Origin of the sequence: Eikenella sp. NML120348 (genome assembly GCF_001648435.1) — a bacterium.
GTDB classification, from domain to species: Bacteria; Pseudomonadota; Gammaproteobacteria; order Burkholderiales; family Neisseriaceae; genus Eikenella; species Eikenella exigua.
In genome coordinates this window covers 51,674-77,140 of record NZ_LXSP01000007.1, presented here as the reverse complement: position 1 = coordinate 77,140, position 25,467 = coordinate 51,674, and the positions used below count along the sequence as shown (strand labels likewise).

Here is a 25,467-nt window from a genome sequence, read left to right as displayed (position 1 = left end):
CATCAATGGCATTAGAGAAGTTGGATCAGGAAAATTGCTGATTGTGCAGCGGTTAGATACAAGCTTTTGCGCCACAAGGCGAGTGCGCCCGCCGCACGCTGCGACATGGAGGGGTCGTCTGAAATGCGGCGCAAGCTGGTTTGCCGCAAGGCTTGGTCGAGGGCTTCGGGCGTGTAGCAGCCGTTGGCAAAATCTTGGAATACGCGGCGGTCGAATTCGATGCGGGTGTGGTAGTACAACAGCGCCGCAGCCAAGACAAGCTGCACCGCTGACCACGCACTGTCCTGTTGTGCCGATAAAGCCAGTAGCAAGGCATTGAACACAGCGGTATAGCGGGCGGTGGCGAGTAGGTGGGTGGTAATCAGGCTGTCAGTTGCTGGTGTCGTGTTCATGGGGTTTCCTTTTGATCTGCGCAGAAGTTTTTCAGGTAGCCTGCCGCCGCTTCTACTGCCTTTGCCGTTTCCGGCGGCAACACCATCTGCGGGCGAGCCTGTTTCAGCTCCGCCGTTGCCTGCGCCAAATCCCGACAGCCGCCGTAAACCAGCAGCCAAGTAAGCACCACTGCCGCGCTGCGTCCGTAGCCTAGCGCGCAACAGGTCAGAACCTTACCGTGTTGCCGACGCAATTCTTCCAGTAGCGAAACCGCCTGCATCAAATTGTTTTCAGATGGCGCAACCATATCCAATAATGGCAGAGCGCGGCATGCGCCGCAATAACGAGGGCGGGGATATTCGGCGCACACATCCAATACAGCGGGGAGGTCATCTGAAACCCCTAATACGCTGCCAATCAACACATCATCACGCACGCGTGCTGCCTTCGCTTTGCCGCGTAGCCAGTACGCCATGTTCAACCGCACGCCAGCCAGATAAGGCAGCAGCAAAACCGTTGTTGCCGCCGACAGCTTGCCGTCTGCCTGTTTTTGGAGCACCGCCGCGTTGCCGGTCAAATAGGCGAAAGCGACCACCGATAACGACACACTAACCCACAAAGTACACAACCACGCGCCGCCGAACAAAGCAGGCAGAGCCGACAATACCGCGCCCGCCAGATACAGCATGGCGATTTTGATTTCACGGGAACGTGTTTCAGGGGAAGTTTTAGCTTTATCGGAACTCAGCCTTACTTTGCAAGATGCCGTTTTCAGGTAGCCTGTTTGCTCAGCTGGCTGTACTACAAACAAATCTCGTCTCTTGAAAGGCGATACGCCGCGTTGCGGTATGGCCCACAACACCAGCCAGCCCAGCAGCGCGCCGGTTGGCACGTCGATAAAATGGTGTTGGTAAGTCGTCAGCACCGACAAGGCAATCAGGCTTTGCCACAGCAAAATCGGCAAACGGATTTTGGGGAAGCGCGAATAAAATGCACCAACGATCACCGCCAATGCAATATGCAGCGATGGCGCTTGGTTGTACGGCAAATCAAATGCTACCAACGAGTCAAGCAGCCAACCCGACAACCCGTCGGTAGGCAATTTCGGCCAGCTGAAATGCAGCGGAAACAGCATGAAGCAAGTGGTGGCAATGATTTGCGCCGCCACAAGCCGTGCGACGTAGCGGTTTTGTTCATACGCATCTCGGCAAAGGAAAAATGCTGCTGCGTACATCAGATTCAACGACCAATACGGCACAATCGTCCACGCCCAAAACGGAATGCCATGTTCCCATGCAAAAGCGATTTCCGGCACATAGGCTAGCGATGCCGCGTAATGGTTGGACAAGCCATAGCTGGTGTAGAACAGCACGCCGACCAAAACAAGCTTGAACAGTGAGGTTTTCAGGGTGGGTTTCATGGAGAGGATTGTAAATATTCAATGTAAATCAGATGAAATCCGCTTTCAATACAAGGCATGCCAACAATGCAGCAGAAATTAAGTTAATTTGTCATACTTAGAGGTATGATATTATTTTACTATTGCATTGGTTGAATATTTTTGCTGGAAGACTACAATACCGCCTGCTGTTTGGGCAGATTATTCATTTGCTTTAGAACAACACAGGCGGCTTGAGGCTACCTGAAAAATTTCTTGACGCTCAATTAGGAGTCATAACCATTATGAAACTATTATCTGTTGTTACTGCGGCTGCGCTGGCTGCCATTTCCCTGAGTGCTGCGGCTGCGCCCGGCGGCATGGTTTCCTACACCTGCGACAACGGCAAACAGTTGAACGTGTTGTATGAGTTCAACCGCCAAGGCAAGCCGGTAAGCGCTGCGGTTAATGCCGCCGGTACGCAGGTAAACCTGGCTTATAACAGAAGACAGTCCGACAGCACCGGTACCACCTTTACCAACCGTCGCGGCTACTCTCTGTCTGCCGGCTACATCGACAGAAACACCCACACCACCTCCGACGTGGTGGGCTTGACCGCTCCTGGCGGCCGTTTCGTGGTGAAAAACTGCTCACCTGTGAACGCCAGCAACTAAGATTTTTCGATAAAAGGCCGTCTGATTTTCAGGCGGCCTTTTCTTATTTTATTTTTTCACCGCCAGGCTCACGGTGAAAATACCGTATTCATCTATCCATTGGCGGATTTTTTCAAAACCGGCTTTCTCAACCAATTGATCCATTTCCTGCTGGCTGCGGCGGCGCATTACCCAGTTCGGGCTGCCCGCTTTATGGCTAGTCAGCGCGCGTGCAATCATTTCGAGCTGCGGATGCCACGGCTGTCCGGTGTAAATCAGGTAGCCGCCTGTTTCAATCGCATCGCCGAAGCCGTAGAGCGAGTTCAAAATCAAATCGTTGTCGGCAAACAATTCATGCAGGCCGGAAACGATGCCCAGCGTAGGACGGGGCTGCAAATCCTGATAATTGGCGCGGTCGTAGGCATTGACTTCGTTAAAAGTAACCGTGTCTTGCAGGCCGCGTTCGGCAATCAGCTTGCGTCCGGCTTCAACGTTAATCGGACTGTAATCGCGCAGGCGCACGGAATCGGGCAACGTATCGGCAGTCAGCGCGTCGAGCACATAGCGGCCATGCCCCGAGGCAATATCGAGAACATGTACCGGTTTGCCCGCTTTGCGCAGCTTGGCAGAGGCCGTCTGAATCGCTTTGCCGATATTGATTTTGCGTTGGCGGATGCCGCGCCAGCCGATGGCGTTGAGATAGTGTTTGTCCACCGCCACACCAAAGGCATTGCTGCCCTGCGGTTGGTTGCGGTACACATAATCGAGCGTACTGCCGGAGTCGTAGCCGGTTTCCTTGCCGATTTTCAAACCTTCGCTCCAGCGCGCGCCGAGGTCGAGGGAGGCGCGGTAAGCCGCCCAGAATGCGCCGCGCGGCGACCAAATAGGCAAAGGTGTTGCCAGTTCGTCGGCTTCGCGGCGGCTTTCGCCATGTAAGTGCGCTTGGGTCAAATCGACTTGATATAAAGGCTGATTGAAACGTTCGCGGATAAAACGACGCATTTCAACAAAGGCGATTTCGCGGTTTTGCTCGCCCAATGTGTCGTGATAGAAGCCGTCCAGAATATGGCGTTCTTTGATACGGCTGCCCAAACGGTTGTAGAAATCGTGTTGCGGTTTGTGATGAACAACCCAGTCGCTGCCGGAAATCAAAAGCTGCACGGGCGTGGTAATGGCTTGCGCGTCGGCAACAACACGCTCGGCGGCTTCATATAAACCGAGCAGAATGCGCACGGAAATGGCGCGGGTAATCAGCGGATCGTTGTCGTAACTGGTTTGGCGTTCTTGGTTGTGGGTCAGGTAATGGGCTTTGATGTAGCTGTTTACAAAGAAATTGCCGCGCCATTTCTGCATGATTTTCAGGCCGGTGCGGGCAAAAGGAACGTAGAGTTTGACTTTGAAGGCGGGCGATGCCAATACGGCGCAACGGATTTTCGGCGCGTAGTCGTGCAGCCAAGTGGACACCAATACCGCGCCAACGCTTTGCGCGATCACGCAGATGTTTTCGGGTTTGATGCCGTATTCGCTTTGTATGTGGCGGATGAAGTCGTCCACGTCGGCAACGGAAGTGCCAATGCTGGGGCTGTCGCCACGTTCGCCGGGGCTGTGGCCATGGCCGCGCGCGTCCCATGCGAAATAGGCAAAATCGTCGAAACCGAGTTCGTCGGCAACAAACATCATCCGGCCGGAATGTTCATGTCCGCGATGGAACAGCACGATGGACTTATCGGCCGAACCGTCGGCAGCGGGGCGGTAGCGGTAGAAAAGTTCGGTGCCGTCTTGGGTGGCGAAATATTTTTGCTGTTCCTGCATATGTGTACTCCTTGGTGAAATACATTTTAAAGAGGCTACCTGAAAATCGGTTTGATGCGTTTTCAGGTAGCCTTTAACAGTTAAGATTGGCTGCCCAAACGTTTATCTGGGCGGGTAAACAGGAAAATGAATAAGGAAGTGAGCGCGCCCAGCGTGTCGGAGAGCATGTCTTTTTGCGCGTCCCAAATATCGCCTTGTGAGCCGAGCACTTCTATGCCAGCCTGGCCGCCGTCAATCACGGCATACTGCCATTCGATGATTTCGTAAGCCGCAGCCACGCTCATGATGAAGAACAGGGAAAAGAACAAGGCAATCGGCACACGGCAAAGCTTGCGGCGCAGCAGCCATTCGGCCATCGGGTAGGCATAGAAGCCGATGATGTAGTGGCCAACACGGTCGAAATGGTTGCGCCCTTCGCCCAAAAGCGGAGCGAGCAGGCGGTTGGCCCAATCGAAAGGCACGTCGGCGAAGGTGTAGTGTGCACCGATGGTATGCATAATCAGCCAGAAGCTCATGAATACATAAGCCAGATTGCTGAGGCGGAAGCGACGGTAAGTGGCGATGAGCACGATAAATACAGCGGACACGGGGATGATTTCGGCATACCAAACGGCACGGTCAGACGGGTTGATGCCCGACCAGATGATGAGTGCGGCAATGAAAATGGTAAGCAGGAGGGGGATGATGGGGAAGGATTTTTGCATAGGGGTTGATGTGTGGGGATAAATGTTGACCGATTTTAATTTTGTTGGGAGGCTTTCAGGTAGCCTTTATGGGAGGCTACCTGAAAAATCAATAATCCAAATTCCTTTGAAGATGTTTCAGCATCACAATCACAAACAAGGCGGGTGCGAAGGATAGCATAAACATCAGCACGGCGGCCGGAATCGAACGCGGGATGGACTGCACGGCCATCACCAGCAACCAAACGGTTGCCCCGGCAAAGACCAGTGCGGCGGTGCTGAAAAAAGCCACGGCAAACCAAGCCCAGATTTTGGTAACACAGCGCTCAAAGCGGCTGTATTGCCCGCTTTCCCGCACGGCTTCTAAATAGGCATCTAAGAAGACCAAGCCCACGCAGATAGCGGCGCCCAACCACAACCCTTTGCTGTGCCAACCGGTTTTCCCGGCGAAGCGATAAGTGTAGATAGCGATAAGTAGCAGCAAAAACACCGTCCACGCATTGAATACTTTTTTCATGATTGGATTTTCAGGTAGCCTTTAAGCCGTTGATGATGCGCCGATAGCAGGTGTAAGCCAGTGCCGAGCAGGCCAGCCACATCAGGGTGTAGGAAGCGGTATGGAAACTGCCAACTGCCGCATACCAAACCGCCAGCGCACCGATAAAGAACGCGCGGTCGCTCTTGCCGAACGGGCCGTCATAGCGCCGCCCGTTGCCATGCACCTGCCCCAGCACACCGCAAAATTCCGTCATGGCTGCCAGCCAAATAAACAGGGCAATCTGCACGCCGCCAAAAGGGGCGATAAAGGCAAAAGGCAGATACAGCGCGGCATCGGCAGCGACATCGGTGATTTCGTTCAGGTAGCCGCCCAAGGCTGATTGTTGGCCAAACTCGCGCGCCAGCATACCGTCCACCGCGTTTAATGCCATGCGCAGAAACAGCCACACGGGCATGAGCCAAAATAACGCGGGAAAGTGTGCCAAGCAAGACAGCAGCAGCCCGAGCGCAATGGATATTGCACAGGCAAACACAGTTACCTGATTGGCCGTTCCCCCTTTCTGATACAACCACCGCACCAGCGGGCGCAGCAGGTTTTGGAATTTGGGTTTAAGGGCGTAGATGCTCATGGTGTGCGGTCTCGATGGTGGGTGGTTGTATTATAGATGAAATGGGTTAAGGATTGCTGTTTGTTGTGTATCAAAATGAAGCATTTGGCCGTATTTCAGCAAGTGTCGGCAGTGGGATTGGTGTGTTTGCACGCAATGGTACAACTAGGTTTGTAAGCCGATGGATAATGGAATTTAGGAATTGTCAGGAATTTGTATATAAGGGTAAAATAAACGGATAACTCAACCCGATGGTTTGCCTGCATGGCGGATTGTTGGGGGAACCGATAAATATTACTTTTGGAAGCAACACCGCTGGAAAGGGAAAACAAAAATGTTGATGGCGTTTATATTGGGATTTTGGTGCCTTTGGATGGGTGAGCGTGAGCCAAGCGTATTGTTGGAGGGGCTGTTTTTTGCCATTATCGCTATTGTGGCCAATGGGTTTATGCAGTGGCAGATGCCCAACACGGATACGGTATGGGCTTTGCAGTGGGGCTTAGTTTGGGCTTGGGCTTCGCTGATGATGTTTGTAGTGGATACCTTTGGCTCGAACTTGGGTATCCGTTTGGTGGTGGCCTTGGTGGCTGGTGGCGGTTATTTTTGGCTGGAGCGGAATGGTTGCTCCTTGGCTGCCGGCTGGTTGGGTGCGCAGGCCGAATGTGTGCAACATGCGGCCGCAGCTTCGCAACTCAAATAAATGTTATAGCCACATTATTTAAATGAAGGCTACCTGAAATTTTAGCTTCACGGAAACTACGTTGCTCTGCGTTTTAACTTTGTTGGAGCTGACACTTTCAGTAGCCTTTTGTACTGTGTTTGTTGCCGTATAGCCTTTGGTTTATTGCTTCAGATAGGAAAATGTATCTCGGCTGTTTAAGATGCTATGTTGAATAAGGCTACCTGAAAGTCTACTAGGGTTTCAGGTAGCCTATGCCGTTTTGATGCCTGTTGTGGATATGAGCAGCTGCTTACACTACGGCTTCTTCTTTCTGCTTCTGCGGTTTGTGGATGTTTTCGCGAGTGAGGCCAAAGAAGAGGAGTAGCGGGCTGGCGACCAGTACAGAGGAGTAGATGCCGAACACGATGCCGATAGTGAGCGCGATGGCAAAGCCGTGCAGGGCTGCACCGCCGAATACCAGCATGGATACCACCATGGCTTCGGTGGAACCGTGGGTGATGATGGTACGGCTCATGGTGGCGGTAATGGCGTTATTGATAATCTGCGGGATGGTTTTGCCGCGCATAGCGGGTTTGTGGATATTTTCGCGGATACGGTCGAACACCACCACCGATTCGTTCACCGAATAGCCGAGCACGGCCAGGATGCCGGCCAGCACGGTGAGCGAAAACTCCCATTGAAACAGGGCAAAGCAGCCGAGAATCACCACCACGTCATGCATATTGGCGATGATGGCGGATACGGCAAAGCGCCATTCGAAGCGCACGGAGAGGTAGATGATGATGCCGACCACCACCATGCCCAAGGCCAACAGGCCATGGGTAACCAGCTCTTCACCCACTTGCGGGCCGATGAATTCAACCTTGCGCAGGCTGGCGTCGGCATGGTCTTTGCGCAGCAGTTCCAGTACGTTGTTGGAGAGTTGGGCAGAGGTCATGTCTTGGCGGTTGGGCAGGCGGATCATCAGCTGCTTGTTGGTGCCCAGGTTTTGCACTTGGGCTTCACCTATTTTGAGCTCGTTCAGGCGGGTACGCACCTGGTTGGGGTCGGCGCCCTGTTGGGTGTATTGCACTTCGATAACGGTGCCGCCGGTAAACTCAACCGAGTAGTTGAGCCCTTTGGTGACGAGGAAAAACACAGCGGCGATGAAGGTAAGCAGCGAAATCAGGGTGGTGATTTTCCCGTAGCTCATGAACGGAATGTCGTGTTTCAAACGGTGGAAGAAATCCATCTTAGTGCTCCTTGGAGGTAGGCAGGGTGATGCCGATGGACAAAGTACTCAGCTTGCGGCGGCGGCCATACCATAGGTTCACGAAGGTACGGGATACCACCACGGATGAGAACATAGAAGTAAGGATGCCGATACAGTGCACCACGGCAAAGCCGCGTACTGCGCCGGAACCGAATACCAAGAGGGCGATACCGGCAATCAGCGAGGTGATGTTGGAATCGACAATGGTGTTCCAAGCGTGGCGGTAGCCTTCGCTGATGGCCTGTTGCGGGCTCATGCCGTCGCGCAGCTCTTCCCGGATACGCTCGTTAATCAGCACGTTGGAATCGATGGCCATACCGAGCGTGAGCGCAATGGCTGCAATGCCGGGTAGGGTGAGCGTGGCTTGCAGCAGCGACAAAATTGCAACTAGGAACAACAGGTTGGCAGTGAGTGCCAGCACGGAGAAGATGCCGAACAGGCGGTAGTACACTACCATAAAGGCGGCCACAACCAGGAAGCCCCACAGCGTGGAGTGGAAACCTTTTTGGATATTTTCCTTACCCATAGAGGGGCCAATGGTGCGCTCTTCGATGATTTCCATCGGCGCGGCCAGCGAGCCGGCGCGCAGCAGGAGAGCGGTATCGTTGGCTTCAGCCACGTTCATGCTACCTGAAATTTGCACGTTGCCACCGGGAATTGGTTCGTTGATGGTCGGCGCGGTAACGATTTCGGCTTTGCCCTGGTCGATAAGGATCATCGCAGTGCGGCGGCCGACGTTGTTGCGGGTAAGATCGGCGAAGATGCTGGTGCCGGCGTTATCGAGCTTCAGGTTTACCGATGGGCGGTTGTCGTGGGTGAAGCCGGCTTGGGCATCGTTGATGTTGTCGCCGGTGAATTCCACCTGCTTGCTCACTAAAAGCTGGCCGCCTTCGGCGGTGGGCAGCAATTCATAGCCGGCTGGCACGTTGCCGGCTTCCGCCTGTTGCAGCAGCGCGGGGTCGTCGGCCACCATGCGCACTTCCAGCGTGGCGGTGCGGCCGATGATGTCTTTGGCTTTGGCGGTGTCTTGCACGCCGGGCAGCTGCACCACGATGCGGTCGGGGCCGGCTTGCTGGATAATCGGTTCGGCCACGCCCAATTCGTTCACGCGGTTGTGCAGGGTGTTGATGTTTTGCTTCACGGCGGCATCGCGGATTTGCGTTTGGGTGGCCTCGGGCAGGCTCACCACCAAGTTGTTGCCGTCAGCCCTCAATTCCGCATCCGGAGCAGTTTCTTTCAGTTTGGGCAGGGCGGCCTGCAGGGTAGCTGCATCTTGGAAAGGCACAATCAGCGTATCGCCGCCGCGGCGCATATTGCCGGTGCGGATTTTATCTTTGCGCAGCTGGCGTCGGAAGTCGCCGGAGATGCGGTCGAAGGTTTTGTCCACTGCTGCGTGCATGTCTACACGCATGGTGAAGTGCACGCCGCCGCGCAGGTCGAGGCCGAGGAACATCGGGTTGGCACCGAGCTTGGTCATCCAGTCGGGGGTGTTGGCAATCAGGTTGAGGGCGATGATGTAGTTGTCGCCCAATTTCTGCTCGATAACGTCGCGGGCTTTGCTCTGCAACTCTTCATTGGGCAGGCGCACGCGCAGGCTGCCGTCGGCAATAAACATGCCGTTGTGCTGGATGTTGGCTGCCTTCAATGCCTCTTCCACAGCTTGTTCGGTGGTTTGATCGATGTGGATCGACTGGCGGTTGGTGGAAACCTGAACGGCCGGGGTTTCGCCGTAGAGGTTGGGCAGGGCGTAGATGGCGGATACAACGATAACCAGCCCAATCAGCAGGTATTTCCAAAGCGGATAACGGTTCATAACGGGCTTTCAGAAACGGAAAACGGGCAGCGTGGCCGGAATGCGGCTGCTGCGCCGTAGGAAAAGGTTAGTTTTCGAGCTTTTTGATGATGGCGTCGCGGTGAAACTCAACCACGGTGTCGGGGGCAACTTCTAGGCCGATGATTTCTTCGCCGATTTTGGAAACTCTGCCGATCATGCCGGCACCGGTCATCACTTTGTCGCCTTTTTTCAGCTCGCTGAGCATCTCGCGGCGGCGCTTCTCGTCACGCTGTTTCGGCCGGAGAATCATGAAGTAGAGCATGGCGAAGAGGAAAATCAGCGGGAGGAAACTCTGAATGGTACTCATCAGGTCGGGCTGGGCCGCGGCAGCGAGTGGGAAATGCAACATGGGGCAAGACTCCAAAAAGAAAAATGAAAGTGTGCCATTGTAAACGGGCGGCGGGGTTTTTCCAACCCGTGGAATGGAAATTTAGGCACGGTTGCTATGGAGCTGGAGGATTTTGTGGTGGGCGGGTGTGCGGCGGGCTGAAATTTTGCCGGGTTGGGTTTTATCCTATCCGCTGGATTAACACGGGCTACCTGAAATAATCTGCGGCATTACAGATATGGATTTCAGGTAGCCTGTTAAATTTTCAGGTAGCCTTCCCCAGCAGTGGAAAGGCTACCTGAAAATGTTCTTGAACAAGCTTGGCTAATCTAAGGCCAGATGCTGCGCATTTACGCCTTCGGGTGATACGACAAGGCAGCCGCCTTCTTTACCATACCAGTCTTGCAGCACAAAGCGGGTGAAGCTTTGGCCGTCGGGTAGGGTGTGCCGGTGGGTGGCCGGGCGGTGAGTGTGGCCGTGGATAAGATCAGCGCCGGGGTGTTGCGCCATCAGGGCGGATACCGCTTCTTCGGTTACGTCGGAAACGGCGCTTTTGCCGTTTTCGGCTTTGCCGCGTTCGCTCATCTGGCGGATTTGCTGCGCCAATAGGCGGCGTTCAGCCAGAGGTTTGGCGAGGATGGCGGCTTGCCATTGCGGCTGGCGCGATTGGGCACGGAACTGCATATATGGCAGGTCGGCGGTACAGAGTTCGTCGCCGTGGGTGAGCAGGTATTGGTGGCCGTAGAGGGTAACCGGATGCTGCTCGGGCAGCAGGGTCATGCCGCTGCGGCTGGCGAAGTCTTGGCCGAGCAGGAAATCGCGGTTGCCAGGGATGAAATACATGGGTTTGTGTTGGGCGAATGCTTTTAATTCGGCGGCGATATGGTCGGTGAAGAGAGTGCGGTCGTCGTCGCCCACCCAGGCATCGAACAGGTCGCCGAGAATGTAGAGGGCATCGGCCGTGCTTTGCCAGTGGTGCAGTTGGCGCAGGAAGAGTTCGGTGAGCTTGGGGCTGTGCTCGGAGAGGTGGAGGTCGGCGATAAAGATGGTTTGATTCATGGTTTAGGCGAAGATTTCGGAATAACGTTCGGGGGAAAAGCCGATGTGGACGCGGCCTTGGTGTTCGAGCACGGGGCGTTTGATCACGGAGGGCTGTGCCTGCATCAGGGCGATGGCGCCTTCGCGGCTGTCGGCAGCAGTTTGTTCGGCCGGGCTGAGTTTGCGCCAGGTGGTGCCTTTGCGGTTGATGAGAACGTCTGCACCAACGGCGTCGAGCCAATGGGCGAGCTGTTCGGGCGCAGGGGCTTCGGTTTTGAAATTAACGAAGGTGTGGGGCACTTGTTTTTCGTCCAGCCAGGTGCGGGCTTTTTTCACGGTGGCGCAGTTTGGGATGCCGTAGAGGGTGGTCATTATTGTGTATAATCCTTGCCGATTGAAACGCCCGCCATTGTACGGGTAGGATGTTTTTTTGTCATGGCATGGCATAAGTTGTGCCAGGATATATTTGATTTTGGAGAATTTATGAAACATTGGATATGGGCGGCCTTGGCTGCCGGTTTGCTGGCCGGTTGCGGTGCGCAGGAAGCAGGCAAGGGGCAGTTTCGGGATGTGCTGGCGCGTTATGCGGCGGCAAATGAAGTGTGCTTGCCGTTGGCTTTGGATGCCGATGGAGCTGCGCCGCTGCTGGGCTCGGAGCGGATTGTGCTGCCGCGCCGTGATGTGGAAGATAAACGCATCAATGAAGCAGCCATCAAGCAGATGCGGGCTTTGGAGAGCGCCGGTTTGTATGAGTGCTTGAAAGAGGGCGATGACGAAGTAGCGCTGGTGTTCGCGCTCACCGAAAACGGGCGCAAACATACCCGCGCCGGCCTAAACAGCCCGCTGTTCTGCCTGGGTCATGAGCATGTGGATAAAGTACAGTACTACACCGAGCCGGCCACCAACACCGCTGGCCTCACTGTATCCCGCGTGGTGTATGAGGGCAGCATCACGATGGACGGCTGGGCAAAGCGCCTAGTGCGCCAGGGCAGCGAAACCTGGCAGAACCGCCTGCCACTGAAGCGGGTGGAACAGGCTACGCTGGTGAAAACCAATGATGGCTGGCGCGATATGCGCGAACTGCCGCCTGCCGAAGGCGTGGCGCAGACAGCGCAGTAGCAAAGGTTTCAGGCTACCTGAAAACAGAATGGGACACTAAAACGGCGGCATGGAAATGCCGCCGTGTGCTTTTCTAAGTGAGATGTCGGACTCAAGAATCCGATCTGCGGTTGTCATACAGCTTTTCAGGTAGCCTTTATCGTGCTGCTTTAAAACGTTTTTTGCGAATCCAGCAAAATGGTTACCGGCCCGTCGTTGCACAAGCTGACCAACATGTGGGTGCGGAAGTGGCCTTCGGCCACGTTCACGCCGTGGCCGCGTAAGAGGGCGGCCACTTGCTGATACAGCGTTTCGGCCTGTTCGGGGCGGGCAGCTTGGGTGAAGGAGGGGCGGCGGCCGTTACGGGCGTCGCCGTAGAGGGTGAATTGCGATACCAGCAGCACTTCGCCGCCGGTGTCTTTCACCGACAGATTGAGTTTGCCGGCTTCGTCTTCAAAGATGCGCAGGTGGGCGATTTTGTCGGCGATATAGCGGGCATCGGTTTCGCTATCTTCGCTGCCCACGCCGAGCAGCACGCACAGGCCATGGGGGATTTGGCTGAACGGTGCATCGGGCGCATCGGCGGCGGCGATGTGGGCATGGCTGACTTTTTGGATAACGGCACGCATGGTTTCAGGTAGCCTTTCTGGTTGTTCCCAATAGGCAGGGTGCAGCATGGGCTTGGCCTTGCCGTATATGCATGTTGCCTACGGCTTGCTGCTTGGTTGCCGGCCTATTGGCGGGATGATGGTTTAGGGTAGATAAGGATAAACAAAAGGCTACCTGAAAATAGTACAGAGCCGGTTTTAACTTCGTTGGCACTTTGCTTTCAGGTAGCCTTTTCTTGGCAGGCGCTTAAGCCTCGTCTTGTTCTTGGCTCGGGCTTTCGGCTGAGGTTTGGGTTTCGGCGGCTTGTGCTTCGTCTTCCTCTTCTTCGGCTACGCGCTCGAGGCTGACGAGGGTTTCGCCTTCGTCCAGGTTAATCAGCTTCACGCCGGCGGCGGCGCGGCCGGTTTCGCGGATTTGTTCCACCTTGGTGCGGATGAGTACGCCGCCGCTGGTGATCAGCATCAGGTCGTCGCTTTCGCTCACCAGGGTGGCAGCCACCAAGTCGCCGTTGCGCTCACCGGTGTTGATGGCGATGTTGCCTTGGCCGCCTTTGTTTTTGCGGTTGTAGCTGGCAATCGGGGTGCGTTTGCCGTAGCCGTTGGCGGTGGCGGTGAGCACTTGCAGTTCGCTCTGCTCGCACTCGGGGGCGAAGGTGATAAGGCTGACGATGCGGCCGTTCTCGGGCAGTCTCATGCCGCGCAGGCCGCCGCTGCCGCGGCCGCTGGGGCGTACGCCGTGTTTGCCGCTGATGGGGGCGCTTTCGGCGCTGTCGTCTTCCTGGCTACCTGAAATTTCGGTGTCGTTGTCGTCGCCGGTTTCTTCGTCGTCGCTGCTGCGCTCCCAATATTCATTGAAGCGGATGGCTTTGCCGAGGTTGGAGAAGAGCATGATGTCGTTGCGGCCGGAGGTGCGCGCCACGCCCACCAAGCTGTCGCCTTCTTTGAGGGCGATGGCTTTGATACCAACTTTGCTCACGTTTTTAAACGCGGAAAGTTGCACTTTTTTCACCACGCCCATGGCGGTGGCGAAGAAAACGTATTCGTCTTCGGGGAAGTCGCGCACGGGCAGGATGGCGGAGACTTTTTCGTTTTCGTCCAGCTGGATAACGTTGTTGATCGGGCGGCCGCGCGAATTGCGCCCGCCTTCGGGCAGTTTGTACACCTTAATCCAGTGGCAGCGGCCGTGGTTGGTGAAGCACATCAGGTAGTCGTGGGTGTTGGCCACAAACAGGGTTTCGATGAAGTCTTCGTCTTTGGTGGCGGCGGCCTGCTTGCCGCGACCGCCACGCCGCTGGGCTTGGTAGTCGGTGGTGGGCTGGGTTTTGATGTAGCCGCCGTGGGTGAGGGTAACCACCATTTCACGCGGCGGAATCAGGTCTTCGTCGGCGATGTCGCCGCCGAACGGGTTGATTTCGCTGCGGCGCGGGTCGCCGAAGTTGGTTTTGATTTCGATGAGCTCGTCGTGGATGATTTGGGTGATGCGCTCGGGCTTGGCCAAGATATCCAGGAAATCGATAATCTGCGCCATGATGGTTTTGTAGTCGGCGAGGATGGTGTCTTGGTCGAGGCCGGTGAGGTTGCGCAGGCTCATGCGCAAGATGGCGTCGGCTTGCAAGTCGCTCAAATAATAGCCGTCTTCGCGCAGGCCGAGGTTTTCAGGTAGCCCTTCTGGGCGCGCCATGTTCAAATCCAAATCGGTGCGGCTGAGCATGTCGCCCACCAGGCCGGACTGCCACGGCCGCGCTAACAGCTTGGCTTTGGCTTCGGCAGCATCAGCGGATTCTTTGATGAGCTGAATCATCGGGTCGATATTGGAAAGCGCCACGGCTTTGCCTTCGGCGATGTGGCCTTCGTGCCGCGCTTTTTTCAGGCGGAACAGGGTGCGGCGGGTAACCACTTCGCGGCGGTGGCGCAAAAATTCGGCCAGAATCTGCTTCAAATTCAACAGGCGCGGTTGGCCGTCGACCAGGGCCACCATGTTGATGCCGAAGCTGTCTTGCAGCTGGGTGAGTTTGTAGAGCTGGTTGAGCACGACTTCGGCGTTTTCGTTGCGCTTCAGTTCGATGACCACGCGCATACCGGATTTGTCGGATTCGTCGCGCAAATCGGAAATGCCTTCCAGCGTTTTCTCGCGCACCAACTCGCCGATTTTTTCCACCAGCTTGGCTTTGTTTACCTGATAGGGGATTTCATCGATGATGATGGCTTCGCGCTCGCCGTGTTTGCCGATGGGCTCGATATGGGTTTTGCCGCGCATCACCACGCGGCCGCGGCCGGTGCGGTAGCCTTCGCGTACGCCGGCGAGGCCGTAAATGGTGGCGCCGGTGGGGAAGTCGGGGGCTTTGATGGTGTCGATGAGCGCGTCGATAGACGTGTCGGGATCGGCCAAGAGTTGCAGGCAGGCATCCACCGTGTCGCCCAAATTGTGCGGCGGGATGTTGGTGGCCATGCCCACGGCAATACCGGCCGAGCCGTTGGTCAGCAGGGCGGGGAAGCGGGTGGGCATCACCAGCGGCTCTTGTTCGCTGCCGTCGTAGTTCGGGCCGAAGTTTACGGTGTCTTCTTCAATGTCGGCCAGCATTTCGTGGGCGATTTTCGCCATGCGGATTTCGGTATAACGCATGGCTGCCGCGCCGTCGCCGTCCACCGAGCCGAAGTTGCCCTGGCCGTCTACCAGCATATAGCGCATGGAGAAGGGCTGCGCCATACGTACGATGGTGTCGTACACCGCGCTGTCGCCGTGTGGGTGGTATTTACCGATAACGTCGCCCACGATACGGGCGGATTTTTTGTAAGACGAGTTCCAATTATTTTTCAGCTCGTGCATGGCGTAGAGCACGCGGCGGTGCACGGGTTTCAGGCCGTCGCGCACATCGGGCAGCGCGCGGCCGACGATTACAGACATGGCGTAATCGAGATAGCTTTTGCGCATTTCCTCTTCGAGGCTGACGGGGATAGTTTCTTTGGCAAACCGGTGGTCGTGGGTGCTGCTCATGGAGATTTAAAGCCCAATCGATTAAAACGCGTTATTTTATCACACAATGTGCGGTAAGGCTGGGCGGGAAAGGCTACCTGAAAACGAAATGGCAGTTTCGGCTAGCCTTGAGGGGTGATGTGGGTTTCCGAGACGAATTATTTTTCAGGTAGCCTGCATCCTTTGCCTTGTTCATCGTGTATTTTTGTGGGAATAGCAAGCCGTAGGTTGGATTTCTGAATCCGACGGTTTTGGCGTAACCATTTTGTCGGTTACGAGTATCTGGCCTACAGATTGGGAAAGGCTACCTGAAAACAGAATAGTGAGTTTCAGGTAGCCTTTTATGTTTCTGCTTCATTGGCCGGTATATTCCACCAAGAGCGGCCGGTGGTCGGAATACTGCCAGGGCAGGGTGCGGGCGGAAACGTTTAGGCCTTTGGCTAAGGCGTGGTCGATATTGAGGAAAAACGGTTTCCAAGTGGGCGTGAAGTAGCGGGTGGCGGGGCGGCTGCCGCTTTCTTGCAGGAAGCGGCGGAACAGCGGGGAAAATGGGCTGCTGTTGAAGTCGCCCACAGCCAGCGCGCGCGGTTCGGCGGCAAGGGCGCAGGCGGTTTCGGCCAGGTAGTGCTGCCGCGCCCCGGCCAGTTCGCTGCTGATGGGTGGCGGCGGGTGCAGGGCGTAGAGGGCGGTGCCGTCGGCAGTTTGGGCGCGGATATAGGGGTAGTCGCCAATCATGCGCACTTCGCAGGCGGCCAGCGGCTGCTCCACAGGGCGAGGGCGAAGGGGCTGTGTTCGCGGTGTTGGCAGCCATGCGGATAGGCTTGGCGCAGGCTTTGCCAGCCGGGGTTGTCGAGGTTGATTTCGCCCAGCGCGAGCAGGTCGGCCTGTTCGGCCAAGAGGGCGGCGCTTTCTGCTTCGGCGGCGGGGTTATCGAGGTGGACGTTGTACCAAACCAGCCGCGTGCCGCCGGCCGGGGCATCGGGCAAGGCGAAGGGCTGAGCCAGCCATAGCAGAGATGCGGCAGCACACACGAGCCACAGCGCACGCCACTTCGGGCGCGGCCAAATCGCGGCGAGAATGAAGACGGCAGTGTAGTGGGGCAGAAAATGGCTGAACAGTTCGACCGGCCAAAACAGGCTACCGAGCTGTCCGATCAGCATGGCAGCCAGGGCGAGCAGGGCGAGAAGGTGCAGGCGCAGGCGGAGAAAGGCAGACATGGCGGTGTGGGTGAAAAGGTGGCGGGTGGGATAGAGGCTACCTGAAAATGGGCGTGGTGTATTTTGATAAAACGGAATGTAATGGATTTTATCAAGAGTAAGTTTGTGGGTCTCTACGAAGCTAGAACTTCAGGTAGCCTTTATTTGCTCGATATTTGGCTTTGTGTTCAGGTGTTTTCTATGGTTTCAGCATGCATGAGATAAAGCGGTTCGGGAATCAATCCACAAACAAAAACCTGCCGCAGAGGGCAGGTTTTCGATAACAGCAAAGATTAATCTTCCAGTTTGCGGCCAGACAGTTTTTCTTTGATGCGGGCAGCTTTGCCGGTGAGGCCGCGCAGGTAGTACAGTTTGGCACGACGAACGTGGCCGCAGCGTTTCACTTCGATTTTTTCCACGTTGGGAGAATACAGCTGGAAAGTACGCTCCACGCCTTCACCGCTAGAGATTTTGCGCACGATGAAGTTGCTGTTCAGGCCACGGTTGCGGCGGGAAATTACCACGCCTTCGTAGGCTTGCAGACGGGTACGGTTGCCCTCGGTTACGCGCACGGAAACGGATACGGTGTCGCCGGGAGCGAATTCGGGGATGGTTTTGTTCAAACGGGCGATTTCTTCCTGTTCGAGCTGTTGAATCAAGTTCATTGCTATAGTCCTTAAGTTTATGATGGGATATCTCGTTCCTCCTGCTGGATTTTCTGCAGGAGCCTAGATTCCTCTGGGGTTAATGCGCGGCCGGCCAAAAGGTCTGGTCGGCGCTGCAGGGTGCGGCGCAACGCTTGTTCTAAGCGCCATTCCGCAATCAGGGCGTGGTTGCCGCTGCGCAATACAGCGGGCACGGCCATGCCATGAAATTCTATCGGGCGGGTGTAGTGTGGGCAGTCTAAGAGGCCGTTGGCAAAAGAATCCTGCCCGGCCGAATTGGCATCGCCCAACACGCCGGGGATCAGCCTCAACACCGCATCCATCAGCATCATGGCTGGCAACTCGCCGCCAGATACCACAAAGTCGCCAATGCTGATTTCTTCATCAATGGCGCTGCTTAACAGGCGATCGTCTATGCCTTCGTAGCGGCCGCACACCAAAATCAAACTGTCCAGTTTAGCCAGTTCGGCTGCTTTTTGATGCGTCAATTGGCTGCCTTGCGGGCTGAGGTAAACCACTTTGCCATTATGCTGCGCTTTGGCGGCATCGATTGCCGATTGTAGCGGTTCAGCCATCATAATCATGCCGGGGCCGCCGCCAAAAGGCCTGTCGTCGATGTAGCCCAATTTGTTGTCGGCAAACTGGCGCGGGTTGATGCTGTTGAAATGCCATAAGCCGCGTTGCAGGGCGCGGCCGGTTACGCCGTAGTCGGTGATGCTGCGGAACATCTCGCCAAACAGGGTAACGGCTTGGATATACATCAGTAATCCAAGCCCCAATCGGCAATGATGCTGCCTTGTTCCAAATCCACATTGTCGATGTAGTGATCGACAAACGGAATCAGTTTGCGGCCATGCTCACCATCTACCACCAAAATATCATGCGCACCGGTTTCCATCAGGCTGCTTACCGTGCCGATGAGTTCGTTTTGCCGGTTGTGTACCGTCAAGCCGACCAAGTCGGCCCAGTAGTATTCGCCTTCTTGGGCGGGCTCAAAATCGCTGCGTTTGATTTCGATGGTGTAGCCGCGCAACAGCTGTGCAGCATCACGGTCGCTTATTTCGGCGAATTTTACTTGCAATTCATCGCCGGTCACCTGGCCGTTTTCCAGCGTGTAGCTGCGGGAAACGCCGTCTTTGCTCAGCTGCCATACAGGGTAGTCCAGCAGGCTGTCGGCATATTCGGTATCGGCGGCCACTTTTACCCAGCCTTTGATGCCGAAAGCACCTTTCACATAGCCCATGGCTACCCAGTTGTCTTGGCTGCGGCTCATGGCGGGTATTCCGGGATTAAGCGGCTTTCTGCTGCTCTTTTACCAAGCGGGCAACGGCATCGCTTACTTGCGCGCCTTGGCTCACCCAGTAGTTCAGGCGTTCGGTGTTCAGGCGTACGCGCTCCTGTTTTTCGTTGGCTACGGGGTTGTAGAAGCCAACGCGCTCGATAAAGCGGCCGTCACGACGGTTGCGTGAATCGGCTACCACGATGTTGAAAAACGGAGAATGCTTGGAGCCGCCGCGCGAAAAACGGATAACTACCATATTATTATTCCTTCTTCCTTCGGGAAATTTGATCAATAAGAAAACAGCGGATTTTAGGGTAATTTGCCATGCGGGCGCAAGCATTTGTTGAAAAAATACCGTTTTACCGTGGTATCGGGCGGACGATATGCCGCAAGCGACTTGCTTTGGGCGCAGGATTGCGCCATTTTCAGGTAGCCTTTTCCCTGACGGTTGCCTTGCCAGCAGGCTACCTGAAATCCAAACCTTTGGGTAAACCAGCCGGCTGCCCTTGATTTTCGTCTTGGCGGTGCCATTTGCCTGCTATTCGTGATGACGGATTAAATTGCCTTTTGCTGCTAGGCAAGCCAATGCTAGCGCAAAAACCAGGTAAATCCGCCCTATATTTGACCAAGCTATTTGGGAGCCGTTTTATGAGCACTTCCGTGATGACCCCGCAAGAAATCGTCCACGAGCTGGACAAACACATCATCGGCCAACAGCAGGCCAAAAAGGCCGTGGCCGTGGCCTTGCGCAACCGCTACCGCAGAAGCCAGGTGGCCGAGCCGCTACAAAGCGAAATCGTGCCGAAAAACATCCTGATGATCGGCCCCACCGGCGTGGGCAAAACCGAAATTGCCCGCCGTTTGGCGCGGCTGGCCAATGCGCCGTTTATCAAAATCGAGGCCACCAAGTTCACCGAAGTGGGCTATGTGGGGCGTGATGTCGACAGCATCGTGCGCGATTTGATGGAAATCGCCCTGAAGAATTTGCGCGAGCAGGCTGTGCGCAAAAATCGCGACCGCGCCCAAGACGCTGCCGAAAACCGCGTGCTCGACGCGCTCCTGCCGCCTCCGCCGCAAACCGGCTTCGAAGGCGAACCGGCCGAACCGCAGCCCGAAAGCCACACCCGCAAAAAATTCCGCGAAATGCTGCGCCGGGGCGAATTGGATGATAAAGAAATCAACATCGAATTGAGCCAAGCCTCACCAACCTCCATGCAAGTGATGGGCCCGCCCGGCATGGAAGAATTCAGCAGCCAGCTGCAAGACATGTTTGCCAACCTCAGCAAAGGCCGCACCAAACCGCACAAAATCAAAGTAGCGGCCGCCATGAAGCTCTTGCTGGACGAAGAAGCCGCCAAACTGATTAACGAAGAAGAACTGCGCGAACAGGCCGTACACGCCGTCGAGCAGCATGGCATCGTATTCCTCGACGAAATCGACAAAATCGCGGCCGACAGCAACCGATACGGCGGCGACGTATCGCGCCAAGGCGTGCAACGCGACCTTTTGCCGTTGGTGGAAGGCACCACCGTGCAAACCAAATACGGCATGATTAAAACCGACCACATCCTCTTCATCGCTTCCGGCGCCTTCCATTTAAGCAAACCCAGCGACCTGATTCCCGAGCTGCAAGGCCGCTTCCCCATCCGCGTGGAATTGAGCAGCCTTACTGTGGAAGACTTCCAAGCCATCCTCACCAGCACCGATGCCAGCCTCACCAAGCAATACCAAGCCCTGCTGGCTACCGACGGCGTAGAGCTCGATTTCGCCCCCGACGGCATCACCCGCCTGGCCGAAATCGCTTTCCAGGTGAACGAGAAAACCGAAAACATCGGCGCCCGCCGCCTGCACACCGTGCTGGAAAAACTGCTGGAAGACGTATCTTTCCACGCCCCGCAAGGCACTACGCAGATTACTGCCGCCTATGTAGACGAGCGGCTGGCCGAAGTAGCCGAACAGGAAGATTTGGCGCGGTATGTGCTGTAAGCCGTTCGGATAAGGAAAAGGCTACCTGAAAATTTTAGCTTCGCAGAAACTCGCGAGCTCGTTTTCAGGTAGCCTTTTCCTCTGTATACAGCTTTATTTCAGTCGGCCGCAGGCAGCTTTAGCTTCAGTTGGCTAGGCGTTCGTTTTCGGTGGCGTTCGGTGGCGAAGCTGTAGTATTGGGCGAGGCGGGTGGCGGCGGTAGTGTCGCCGTTTTCGGCTTTGGTTTGCAGGCGGGCGAGTTGATGTGGTTTGAGCTGGAAGATGCTGCTGGTAAATCAAGGGGGCTTGGGGGATGTCGTGTTGTTCGTCCAACACTGTTTGCAGGCATGGTGGCAGGGCAATGCCGCGCTATTTGAGCCGGTATGCCCAGCTGGCAGCATCAAGATAGTGGTATTGAGCGAGGAAGCTTTCGGTGGCGGCGAGCTGGGTTGGGCGTTGAGCATAGCGGGGATTTTTGGCAGGTGGTGAAGGAAGAGGGGGCAGGTGTTGTATGGTTATTTGTCTATGCTCTGGCAGTTTTGTATTGGATAAAGGCTACCTGAAAAATCGAGTCGGCGAAGTTTTAGGTGGTTTCTAACCTTTACTGCCTGCTATACCGAAGTGCCAGGCACCGATATCGAGGCGCACACAGAGGTAGCGCCAGAGCAGGGGGCGGCGAACGGGGAGGGTGGCGGCAAGGGGGCGTAGCAGGGCGATTTTGGCGGGATCGGTGAGCAGTAACGCGCCTTTCACGGCGGTTTGCAGTTGTTTGGGCGAGAGCTCGCCAGCGCGGGTTAGGGCTGCGGCAGCAGGATGTTGCGCGAGGCGGCCAGTTGGCGGGGTGGGGGCAAGATAGGCTTTGAGCAGCAGCCAGAGATAGGCTTGCTCGAGGTTAGTGCCGTGTTGGCGGAAGCGGTTGCGGATTTGGTCGAGTAGGGCTTGCAGGACATGCTCTTCCTGCATTACGAGGGCGGGCAGGAGATGTTCGAGCAGCTCGGTGCTGGGCAGCAGGGGATGCTGCTGAAGGCGGGCGAGCTGCTGCCAAACGAAGGGGCTGATGCCGCCGTTGTGTTCGGCCTGGTGCCAGCAGCTGGCGGGCAGGGCGGGCACTTGAAACAGGCAGAGCAGGGCGGCAGAGGCATATTCGCCATCGTAGGCGGCGGCTTGCCAGTCGGCTTGCAGGGGCAGATACGGGGCAGACGGGCGGTGGCGGTGGATGCGCGCCTGCATCAGGGCCTGCCGCTGGCGGTAGAGGTTTTCGGCTTCTTCAGCTTCGGCGCTCATCGGTTGCGGGGCGGCGAAGCTGAGGTGAACGGGGGAAGGCAGGGTGAGGCTGTCAGCGTCGGCCAGTTCTCCGGCCAGTCGGCGGGCAGCGGTGGCATCGAGCCTGCGGATGCGTTCGATAAGTGGCGGGTGGGTGGCGGCGAGGCTGCCGGGGCGGATGCGGCCGAACATCAGGTGGGCGTATTCGGGGGCTTCGGGGGAGGCGAGGCGGCAGGAGGCGGTACGGGCGCTTTTGCGCAGGGCTTCGATGAGCGGGGCGGTTTGTCGGGTGAGCTGCACGGCGGAAGCGTCGGCCATAAATTCGCGCTCGCGGCACACGGCGGCCTGCAGCCAGAGGGCAAACACGCTGCCCGCCGAGCCCAGCGCAATCAGGAGGACGCCGAGGGCTTGCAGCGGCAGGGACTGCATCACGATTTCCACGCCGTTGTCGAAAGGATGGTTGTCTACATTTTTGCGGCGGCGGTATTCCAGATAATGTTCGTTATCGCGGCCGTAGAGGAAATAGCGCCCGCTGCTGGCGATGCCCTGCAGGCCGTGCAGCCAGGCGGCCAAATAGCAGTTGAGGCGCATGTCGCCGTTGCGGATGTGGCTGAATTCGTGGGCAACGATGGCTTGCAGCTCGTCGCGCGTGAGCAGGTTGATGGCGCCTTGGGTAACGCCGATCACGGCGCTGCGCGGGCTCATGCCGGCGGCAAAGGCGTTGATGCTGCCGTCGCGGCGCAGCAGGTACACCGGCGGGGTGGGCAGGCCGGCGGACAGCGCGGTTTCCGCCACCACGTTGAGCAGCCGCCGTTCGGCAAAGGTGGCGTCGGCCAGCTGCAAGGCTTCGCCACCCAGCCGCTTAGCTATCGCTTCGCCGCCACGCCGCAACTCGCGCAGGCGGTGCAGGCTCAGGCCGATGGTGAGCGCGCACACAAACAGGGCGGGCGGCAGGTAGTACCACCACAGGCTGTGCTGTACTTTGGCGCCGAACAAAAACGGCAGGCTGCCGAGCCCGGCGGAAGTGATGGCGACTGTGCCGATCAGTGCCAGCACATAGAACACCACTAGCCGCACGGTGCGGTGGCGCGATTGCTGCTGGCGGTGGAAGAAGCGCATGGGGAAATCCTTGGGAGGGGGAATATGGCTAAAATCATGATTTCTTCCCACAAGGCGAGCCAACGCAGTAGGAAGGAAGCTATAGCTTGAATATAGCCAATCCGGCGGGCGAGGTAAAGGCTACCTGAAAGAGGGTTGGCATTGGTTTTAACTTCGTTGAAGCGGCGCTTTAGCTTCGCAGAAACTTAGCCTTGGCTTCGCCAAGATTTCGTTTTAACTTCGTTGGAGCTGCGCTTTCAGGTAGCCTTTCTGCCGCCCACTTGGCAAACCTGCCGTCGTGCTATACCCTTGCCCCGATTCGTTAAACCACCTAAAAGGAACCGAAATGCCCGCCTCTTGCCCGCTGTGCCGTGCCGAAAATGAAACCGTGCTGTGGCAAAATAGCCGCCTGCGCGTGATTGCCGTAAACGACACGCCCGCCGCACCCGCGTTTTGCCGCGTGATTTGGCGCGACCATGTGGCCGAGATGACGGATTTGCCCGCAGCAGAGCGGCAGGAAATGATGGCGGCGGTGTGGCGCACCGAAGCGGCGATGCGCCGGGTGTTGCGCCCGGCTAAAATCAATCTGGCCAGTTTCGGCAACCAAGTGCCACACCTGCATTGGCATGTGATTGCCCGCTTTGAAAACGATGAGTTTTTCCCCGATTCGATTTGGGCCGCCCCGCGCCGCGAAGCCGTGCCCGAGCTGCCGGAAGGCTGGCAGCGGCAGGTGGCCGAATTGTTGGCCAAGGAAGGGGCGGCGGACGGGCTGGTATAATGCCCGCCGTCTGCCAAATTTGAAGGCTACCTGAAACATGGTTGGCACAACATTTTCAGGTAGCCTCCACACCACTAACAGGTTGTCTGAACCTCAGTTTGATTTTTCGTTTTAACTGCGTTGAAGCTTGCGCTTTCAGGTAGCCTCCACTCAATGATTAAGGAAACCCGCCATGCTGTTCCCCCATCTTTCCCGCCGCCGTTTTCTCAGCGCCTCCGCCACCCTGGCCGGAGCAGGCGTGTTGCAGGCGTGCAGTGCTCCCGCCATGCCCGTGCTGCCGACCAACCAGAGCAGCACAGGCAGCGGCAATACGTCAGCCCGCCCTGCCCGCAGCGGTAGCGGCACCACCTTGCGCGTGGTGGCTCCTTCCGGCTTCGCGCCCAAGCCCGAACAGGCGCAGGCCGGGCTGTTGCGCCTGTATAACGCCGGTTTCACCATCACCAACCAGCAGGCTGTGGAGCGCCGCAGCCAGCGGTTTGCCGGCACCGATGCCGAACGCATCGCCGATTTCCAAGACGTGGCTTCCGGCAAAGTGCCCACCCCGCAAGTGCTGATGGGCATGCGCGGCGGCTACGGCGCAGTACGCTTGCTGCCCCATATCGACTGGCCTTCGCTCGGCGCACGCATGCGCGAACACGGCACCCAGCTTTTCGGCTTCAGCGACGTGTGCGCCATCCAGCTCGCCCTGCTCGCCCAAGGCAATATGTGCAGCTTCGCCGGCCCCATGCTTTATAGCGGCTTCGGCAAAGCCCAGCCCTCGGTATACACCATGCAAGCCTTTATCGACGGCAGCACCCGCGCCGATTTGAGCATTCAAGTATCGGAAGTGCAGGCCGCCAACGTGCCCACCCTGCACGGCACTATGTGGGGCGGCAACCTCAGCGTGATTGCCTCCCTGGCCGGTTCGGCCTACCTGCCTCAGCCCGAAGGCGGCATCCTCTTCCTCGAAGACGTGGGCGAACAGCCCTACCGCCTCGAACGCATGCTGCAAACCCTGCATCTGGCCGGCATCCTCAAACGCCAACAGGCCATCGTGCTCGGCAACTTCCGCATGGGCAGCGCGCGCGACGTGTACGACGGCGGCTATGACCTCTCCAGCGTGATCCGCACCCTGCGCCGCATCAGCGGCATCCCCGTGCTCACCGGCTTCCCCTTCGGCCACATCAGCGACATCGCCACCTTCCCGCTGGGCGTGCAAACCACCATCCGCGGCAACAGCCCCGGCGGCTACAGCGCCTCCTTCAGCGGCCACCCCACGCTCAACCCCGCCGCCCTCACGCTCAGCAACCTGCTGCCGCCCCCGCCCTCGTTCGACAGCCCCGCCGCAGCGGAAGACAACAGCGAAGCCAGCGAATAGCCGTAGGATTTCAGGTAGCCTTCTCAAAGCAAAAAGGCTACCTGA

General features: G+C 57.0%; 27 protein-coding genes. 7 read left to right on the top strand and 20 right to left on the bottom strand.

Features of this window, described 5'->3' with window-relative positions; all coding sequences use genetic code 11:
* Positions 1–11: 11 nt before the first annotated feature.
* Entirely contained in the window at positions 12–392 is a 381-nt protein-coding gene (locus A7P99_RS09095) for a hypothetical protein (protein WP_067528277.1), read from the bottom strand.
* Entirely contained in the window at positions 389–1,792 is a 1,404-nt protein-coding gene (locus tag A7P99_RS09090) for a phosphatase PAP2/dual specificity phosphatase family protein (protein WP_067448564.1), read from the bottom strand. The genes A7P99_RS09095 and A7P99_RS09090 overlap by 4 nt, the downstream gene beginning before the upstream one ends.
* Positions 1,793–2,055: 263 nt before the next feature.
* On the opposite strand from A7P99_RS09090, the gene A7P99_RS09085 reads away from it, so the two are divergent.
* Complete coding sequence (locus A7P99_RS09085; RefSeq protein ID WP_067448562.1) at positions 2,056–2,424, top strand: adhesin; 369 nt, start codon at positions 2,056–2,058, stop codon at positions 2,422–2,424.
* A 48-nt stretch (positions 2,425–2,472) separates the two neighbouring features.
* Here A7P99_RS09085 and A7P99_RS09080 read toward each other — a convergent pair whose 3' ends face one another.
* From A7P99_RS09080 to A7P99_RS09065, 4 genes are all read right to left on the bottom strand, one after another.
* Entirely contained in the window at positions 2,473–4,215 is a 1,743-nt protein-coding gene (locus A7P99_RS09080; protein ID WP_067687304.1) for a bifunctional alpha/beta hydrolase/class I SAM-dependent methyltransferase, read from the bottom strand.
* 80 nt (positions 4,216–4,295) lie between these two features.
* Entirely contained in the window at positions 4,296–4,919 is a 624-nt protein-coding gene (locus A7P99_RS09075; RefSeq protein ID WP_067687301.1) for a DUF2238 domain-containing protein, read from the bottom strand.
* Between the two features lie 88 nt (positions 4,920–5,007).
* Positions 5,008–5,415, bottom strand: a complete 408-nt coding sequence (locus A7P99_RS09070) for a hypothetical protein (RefSeq protein ID WP_067528281.1) — start codon at positions 5,413–5,415, stop codon at positions 5,008–5,010.
* A 10-nt stretch (positions 5,416–5,425) separates the two neighbouring features.
* On the bottom strand, positions 5,426–6,025 hold the full coding sequence (locus A7P99_RS09065; protein WP_067687298.1) for a CDP-alcohol phosphatidyltransferase family protein: 600 nt from the start codon (positions 6,023–6,025) through the stop codon (positions 5,426–5,428).
* Positions 6,026–6,338: 313 nt separating this feature from the next.
* Here A7P99_RS09065 and A7P99_RS09060 point away from each other — a divergent pair, with 313 nt between their 5' ends.
* A complete protein-coding gene (locus A7P99_RS09060; RefSeq protein ID WP_067528285.1) occupies positions 6,339–6,704 on the top strand; it encodes a diacylglyceryl transferase in 366 nt (121 codons plus the stop codon).
* Positions 6,705–6,975: 271 nt separating this feature from the next.
* Here A7P99_RS09060 and secF read toward each other — a convergent pair whose 3' ends face one another.
* The 5 genes from secF to A7P99_RS09035 form a co-directional block, all read right to left on the bottom strand.
* Complete coding sequence (secF, locus tag A7P99_RS09055; protein WP_067441542.1) at positions 6,976–7,917, bottom strand: protein translocase subunit SecF; 942 nt, start codon at positions 7,915–7,917, stop codon at positions 6,976–6,978.
* A gap of 1 nt (position 7,918) precedes the next feature.
* Positions 7,919–9,751 carry a protein translocase subunit SecD gene (gene secD, locus A7P99_RS09050; RefSeq protein WP_067687295.1) on the bottom strand — a complete coding sequence of 611 codons (1,833 nt, stop codon included), beginning with the start codon at positions 9,749–9,751 and terminating at the stop codon, positions 7,919–7,921.
* A 67-nt stretch (positions 9,752–9,818) separates the two neighbouring features.
* Complete coding sequence (yajC, locus tag A7P99_RS09045; protein WP_067687292.1) at positions 9,819–10,121, bottom strand: preprotein translocase subunit YajC; 303 nt, start codon at positions 10,119–10,121, stop codon at positions 9,819–9,821.
* 303 nt (positions 10,122–10,424) lie between these two features.
* Entirely contained in the window at positions 10,425–11,159 is a 735-nt protein-coding gene (locus A7P99_RS09040) for a UDP-2,3-diacylglucosamine diphosphatase (RefSeq protein ID WP_067448543.1), read from the bottom strand.
* 3 nt (positions 11,160–11,162) lie between these two features.
* Positions 11,163–11,510 carry an arsenate reductase gene (locus A7P99_RS09035; protein ID WP_067448541.1) on the bottom strand — a complete coding sequence of 116 codons (348 nt, stop codon included), beginning with the start codon at positions 11,508–11,510 and terminating at the stop codon, positions 11,163–11,165.
* A gap of 111 nt (positions 11,511–11,621) precedes the next feature.
* On the opposite strand from A7P99_RS09035, the gene A7P99_RS09030 reads away from it, so the two are divergent.
* Entirely contained in the window at positions 11,622–12,257 is a 636-nt protein-coding gene (locus A7P99_RS09030; protein ID WP_067687289.1) for a hypothetical protein, read from the top strand.
* Between the two features lie 149 nt (positions 12,258–12,406).
* Here the strand turns inward: A7P99_RS09030 and dtd are convergent, their stop codons facing one another.
* The 8 genes from dtd to rpsP all read right to left on the bottom strand — a co-directional run bounded on the left by dtd (position 12,407) and on the right by rpsP (position 19,217).
* Positions 12,407–12,865 carry a D-aminoacyl-tRNA deacylase gene (gene dtd / locus A7P99_RS09025; protein WP_067448624.1) on the bottom strand — a complete coding sequence of 153 codons (459 nt, stop codon included), beginning with the start codon at positions 12,863–12,865 and terminating at the stop codon, positions 12,407–12,409.
* 226 nt (positions 12,866–13,091) lie between these two features.
* A complete protein-coding gene (gyrA, locus tag A7P99_RS09020; protein ID WP_067448537.1) occupies positions 13,092–15,839 on the bottom strand; it encodes a DNA gyrase subunit A in 2,748 nt (915 codons plus the stop codon).
* A gap of 333 nt (positions 15,840–16,172) precedes the next feature.
* Positions 16,173–16,586 carry an endonuclease/exonuclease/phosphatase family protein gene (locus A7P99_RS10290; RefSeq protein ID WP_345840832.1) on the bottom strand — a complete coding sequence of 138 codons (414 nt, stop codon included), beginning with the start codon at positions 16,584–16,586 and terminating at the stop codon, positions 16,173–16,175.
* Entirely contained in the window at positions 16,550–17,035 is a 486-nt protein-coding gene (locus tag A7P99_RS10285; RefSeq protein WP_197474754.1) for a hypothetical protein, read from the bottom strand. The genes A7P99_RS10290 and A7P99_RS10285 overlap by 37 nt, the downstream gene beginning before the upstream one ends.
* A gap of 272 nt (positions 17,036–17,307) precedes the next feature.
* Positions 17,308–17,679 (bottom strand): 50S ribosomal protein L19, encoded by a 372-nt coding sequence (gene rplS, locus A7P99_RS09010; RefSeq protein WP_067448535.1) that lies wholly within the window; start codon positions 17,677–17,679, stop codon positions 17,308–17,310.
* A 17-nt stretch (positions 17,680–17,696) separates the two neighbouring features.
* On the bottom strand, positions 17,697–18,440 hold the full coding sequence (trmD, locus tag A7P99_RS09005) for a tRNA (guanosine(37)-N1)-methyltransferase TrmD (RefSeq protein ID WP_067448533.1): 744 nt from the start codon (positions 18,438–18,440) through the stop codon (positions 17,697–17,699).
* Positions 18,440–18,952: a ribosome maturation factor RimM gene (gene rimM / locus A7P99_RS09000; RefSeq protein ID WP_067528287.1), complete on the bottom strand. Its 513-nt coding sequence runs from the start codon at positions 18,950–18,952 to the stop codon at positions 18,440–18,442. Before rimM ends, trmD begins: the two co-directional genes overlap by 1 nt.
* A 16-nt stretch (positions 18,953–18,968) precedes the next feature.
* Positions 18,969–19,217 carry a 30S ribosomal protein S16 gene (gene rpsP / locus A7P99_RS08995; protein ID WP_023887900.1) on the bottom strand — a complete coding sequence of 83 codons (249 nt, stop codon included), beginning with the start codon at positions 19,215–19,217 and terminating at the stop codon, positions 18,969–18,971.
* A 392-nt stretch (positions 19,218–19,609) separates the two neighbouring features.
* On the opposite strand from rpsP, the gene hslU reads away from it, so the two are divergent.
* Together hslU and A7P99_RS08985 are read left to right on the top strand one after the other, a co-directional pair.
* Positions 19,610–20,947 (top strand): ATP-dependent protease ATPase subunit HslU, encoded by a 1,338-nt coding sequence (hslU, locus tag A7P99_RS08990; protein WP_197474753.1) that lies wholly within the window; start codon positions 19,610–19,612, stop codon positions 20,945–20,947.
* A 261-nt stretch (positions 20,948–21,208) separates the two neighbouring features.
* Positions 21,209–21,415, top strand: coding sequence for a hypothetical protein (locus A7P99_RS08985; RefSeq protein ID WP_067448529.1), 207 nt, complete (start codon positions 21,209–21,211; stop codon positions 21,413–21,415).
* Positions 21,416–21,520: 105 nt separating this feature from the next.
* On the opposite strand, the gene A7P99_RS08980 is transcribed toward A7P99_RS08985, so the two are convergent.
* Positions 21,521–23,308 carry a M48 family metalloprotease gene (locus A7P99_RS08980; RefSeq protein ID WP_067687286.1) on the bottom strand — a complete coding sequence of 596 codons (1,788 nt, stop codon included), beginning with the start codon at positions 23,306–23,308 and terminating at the stop codon, positions 21,521–21,523.
* Between the two features lie 325 nt (positions 23,309–23,633).
* On the opposite strand from A7P99_RS08980, the gene A7P99_RS08975 reads away from it, so the two are divergent.
* Both A7P99_RS08975 and A7P99_RS08970 read left to right on the top strand, forming a co-directional pair.
* Positions 23,634–24,065 carry an HIT family protein gene (locus A7P99_RS08975; RefSeq protein WP_067448525.1) on the top strand — a complete coding sequence of 144 codons (432 nt, stop codon included), beginning with the start codon at positions 23,634–23,636 and terminating at the stop codon, positions 24,063–24,065.
* A 172-nt stretch (positions 24,066–24,237) separates the two neighbouring features.
* On the top strand, positions 24,238–25,422 hold the full coding sequence (locus A7P99_RS08970; RefSeq protein WP_067448523.1) for an LD-carboxypeptidase: 1,185 nt from the start codon (positions 24,238–24,240) through the stop codon (positions 25,420–25,422).
* Positions 25,423–25,467 lie beyond the last annotated feature (45 nt).

Bases quoted from the DNA above. Each gene is read 5' to 3' on its own strand.
- A7P99_RS09095 (WP_067528277.1), bottom strand. From the start codon at position 392: ATGAACACGACACCAGCAACTGACAGCCTGATTACCACCCACCTACTC.
- A7P99_RS09090 (WP_067448564.1), bottom strand. From the start codon at position 1,792: ATGAAACCCACCCTGAAAACCTCACTGTTCAAGCTTGTTTTGGTCGGC.
- A7P99_RS09085 (WP_067448562.1), top strand. From the start codon at position 2,056: ATGAAACTATTATCTGTTGTTACTGCGGCTGCGCTGGCTGCCATTTCC.
- A7P99_RS09080 (WP_067687304.1), bottom strand. From the start codon at position 4,215: ATGCAGGAACAGCAAAAATATTTCGCCACCCAAGACGGCACCGAACTT.
- A7P99_RS09075 (WP_067687301.1), bottom strand. From the start codon at position 4,919: ATGCAAAAATCCTTCCCCATCATCCCCCTCCTGCTTACCATTTTCATT.
- A7P99_RS09070 (WP_067528281.1), bottom strand. From the start codon at position 5,415: ATGAAAAAAGTATTCAATGCGTGGACGGTGTTTTTGCTGCTACTTATC.
- A7P99_RS09065 (WP_067687298.1), bottom strand. From the start codon at position 6,025: ATGAGCATCTACGCCCTTAAACCCAAATTCCAAAACCTGCTGCGCCCG.
- A7P99_RS09060 (WP_067528285.1), top strand. From the start codon at position 6,339: ATGTTGATGGCGTTTATATTGGGATTTTGGTGCCTTTGGATGGGTGAG.
- secF (WP_067441542.1), bottom strand. From the start codon at position 7,917: ATGGATTTCTTCCACCGTTTGAAACACGACATTCCGTTCATGAGCTAC.
- secD (WP_067687295.1), bottom strand. From the start codon at position 9,751: ATGAACCGTTATCCGCTTTGGAAATACCTGCTGATTGGGCTGGTTATC.
- yajC (WP_067687292.1), bottom strand. From the start codon at position 10,121: ATGTTGCATTTCCCACTCGCTGCCGCGGCCCAGCCCGACCTGATGAGT.
- A7P99_RS09040 (WP_067448543.1), bottom strand. From the start codon at position 11,159: ATGAATCAAACCATCTTTATCGCCGACCTCCACCTCTCCGAGCACAGC.
- A7P99_RS09035 (WP_067448541.1), bottom strand. From the start codon at position 11,510: ATGACCACCCTCTACGGCATCCCAAACTGCGCCACCGTGAAAAAAGCC.
- A7P99_RS09030 (WP_067687289.1), top strand. From the start codon at position 11,622: ATGAAACATTGGATATGGGCGGCCTTGGCTGCCGGTTTGCTGGCCGGT.
- dtd (WP_067448624.1), bottom strand. From the start codon at position 12,865: ATGCGTGCCGTTATCCAAAAAGTCAGCCATGCCCACATCGCCGCCGCC.
- gyrA (WP_067448537.1), bottom strand. From the start codon at position 15,839: ATGAGCAGCACCCACGACCACCGGTTTGCCAAAGAAACTATCCCCGTC.
- A7P99_RS10285 (WP_197474754.1), bottom strand. From the start codon at position 17,035: ATGTCTGCCTTTCTCCGCCTGCGCCTGCACCTTCTCGCCCTGCTCGCC.
- rplS (WP_067448535.1), bottom strand. From the start codon at position 17,679: ATGAACTTGATTCAACAGCTCGAACAGGAAGAAATCGCCCGTTTGAAC.
- trmD (WP_067448533.1), bottom strand. From the start codon at position 18,440: ATGTATATCCAAGCCGTTACCCTGTTTGGCGAGATGTTCCGCAGCATC.
- rimM (WP_067528287.1), bottom strand. From the start codon at position 18,952: ATGAGCCGCAGCCAAGACAACTGGGTAGCCATGGGCTATGTGAAAGGT.
- rpsP (WP_023887900.1), bottom strand. From the start codon at position 19,217: ATGGTAGTTATCCGTTTTTCGCGCGGCGGCTCCAAGCATTCTCCGTTT.
- hslU (WP_197474753.1), top strand. From the start codon at position 19,610: ATGAGCACTTCCGTGATGACCCCGCAAGAAATCGTCCACGAGCTGGAC.
- A7P99_RS08985 (WP_067448529.1), top strand. From the start codon at position 21,209: ATGCTGCTGGTAAATCAAGGGGGCTTGGGGGATGTCGTGTTGTTCGTC.
- A7P99_RS08980 (WP_067687286.1), bottom strand. From the start codon at position 23,308: ATGCGCTTCTTCCACCGCCAGCAGCAATCGCGCCACCGCACCGTGCGG.
- A7P99_RS08975 (WP_067448525.1), top strand. From the start codon at position 23,634: ATGCCCGCCTCTTGCCCGCTGTGCCGTGCCGAAAATGAAACCGTGCTG.
- A7P99_RS08970 (WP_067448523.1), top strand. From the start codon at position 24,238: ATGCTGTTCCCCCATCTTTCCCGCCGCCGTTTTCTCAGCGCCTCCGCC.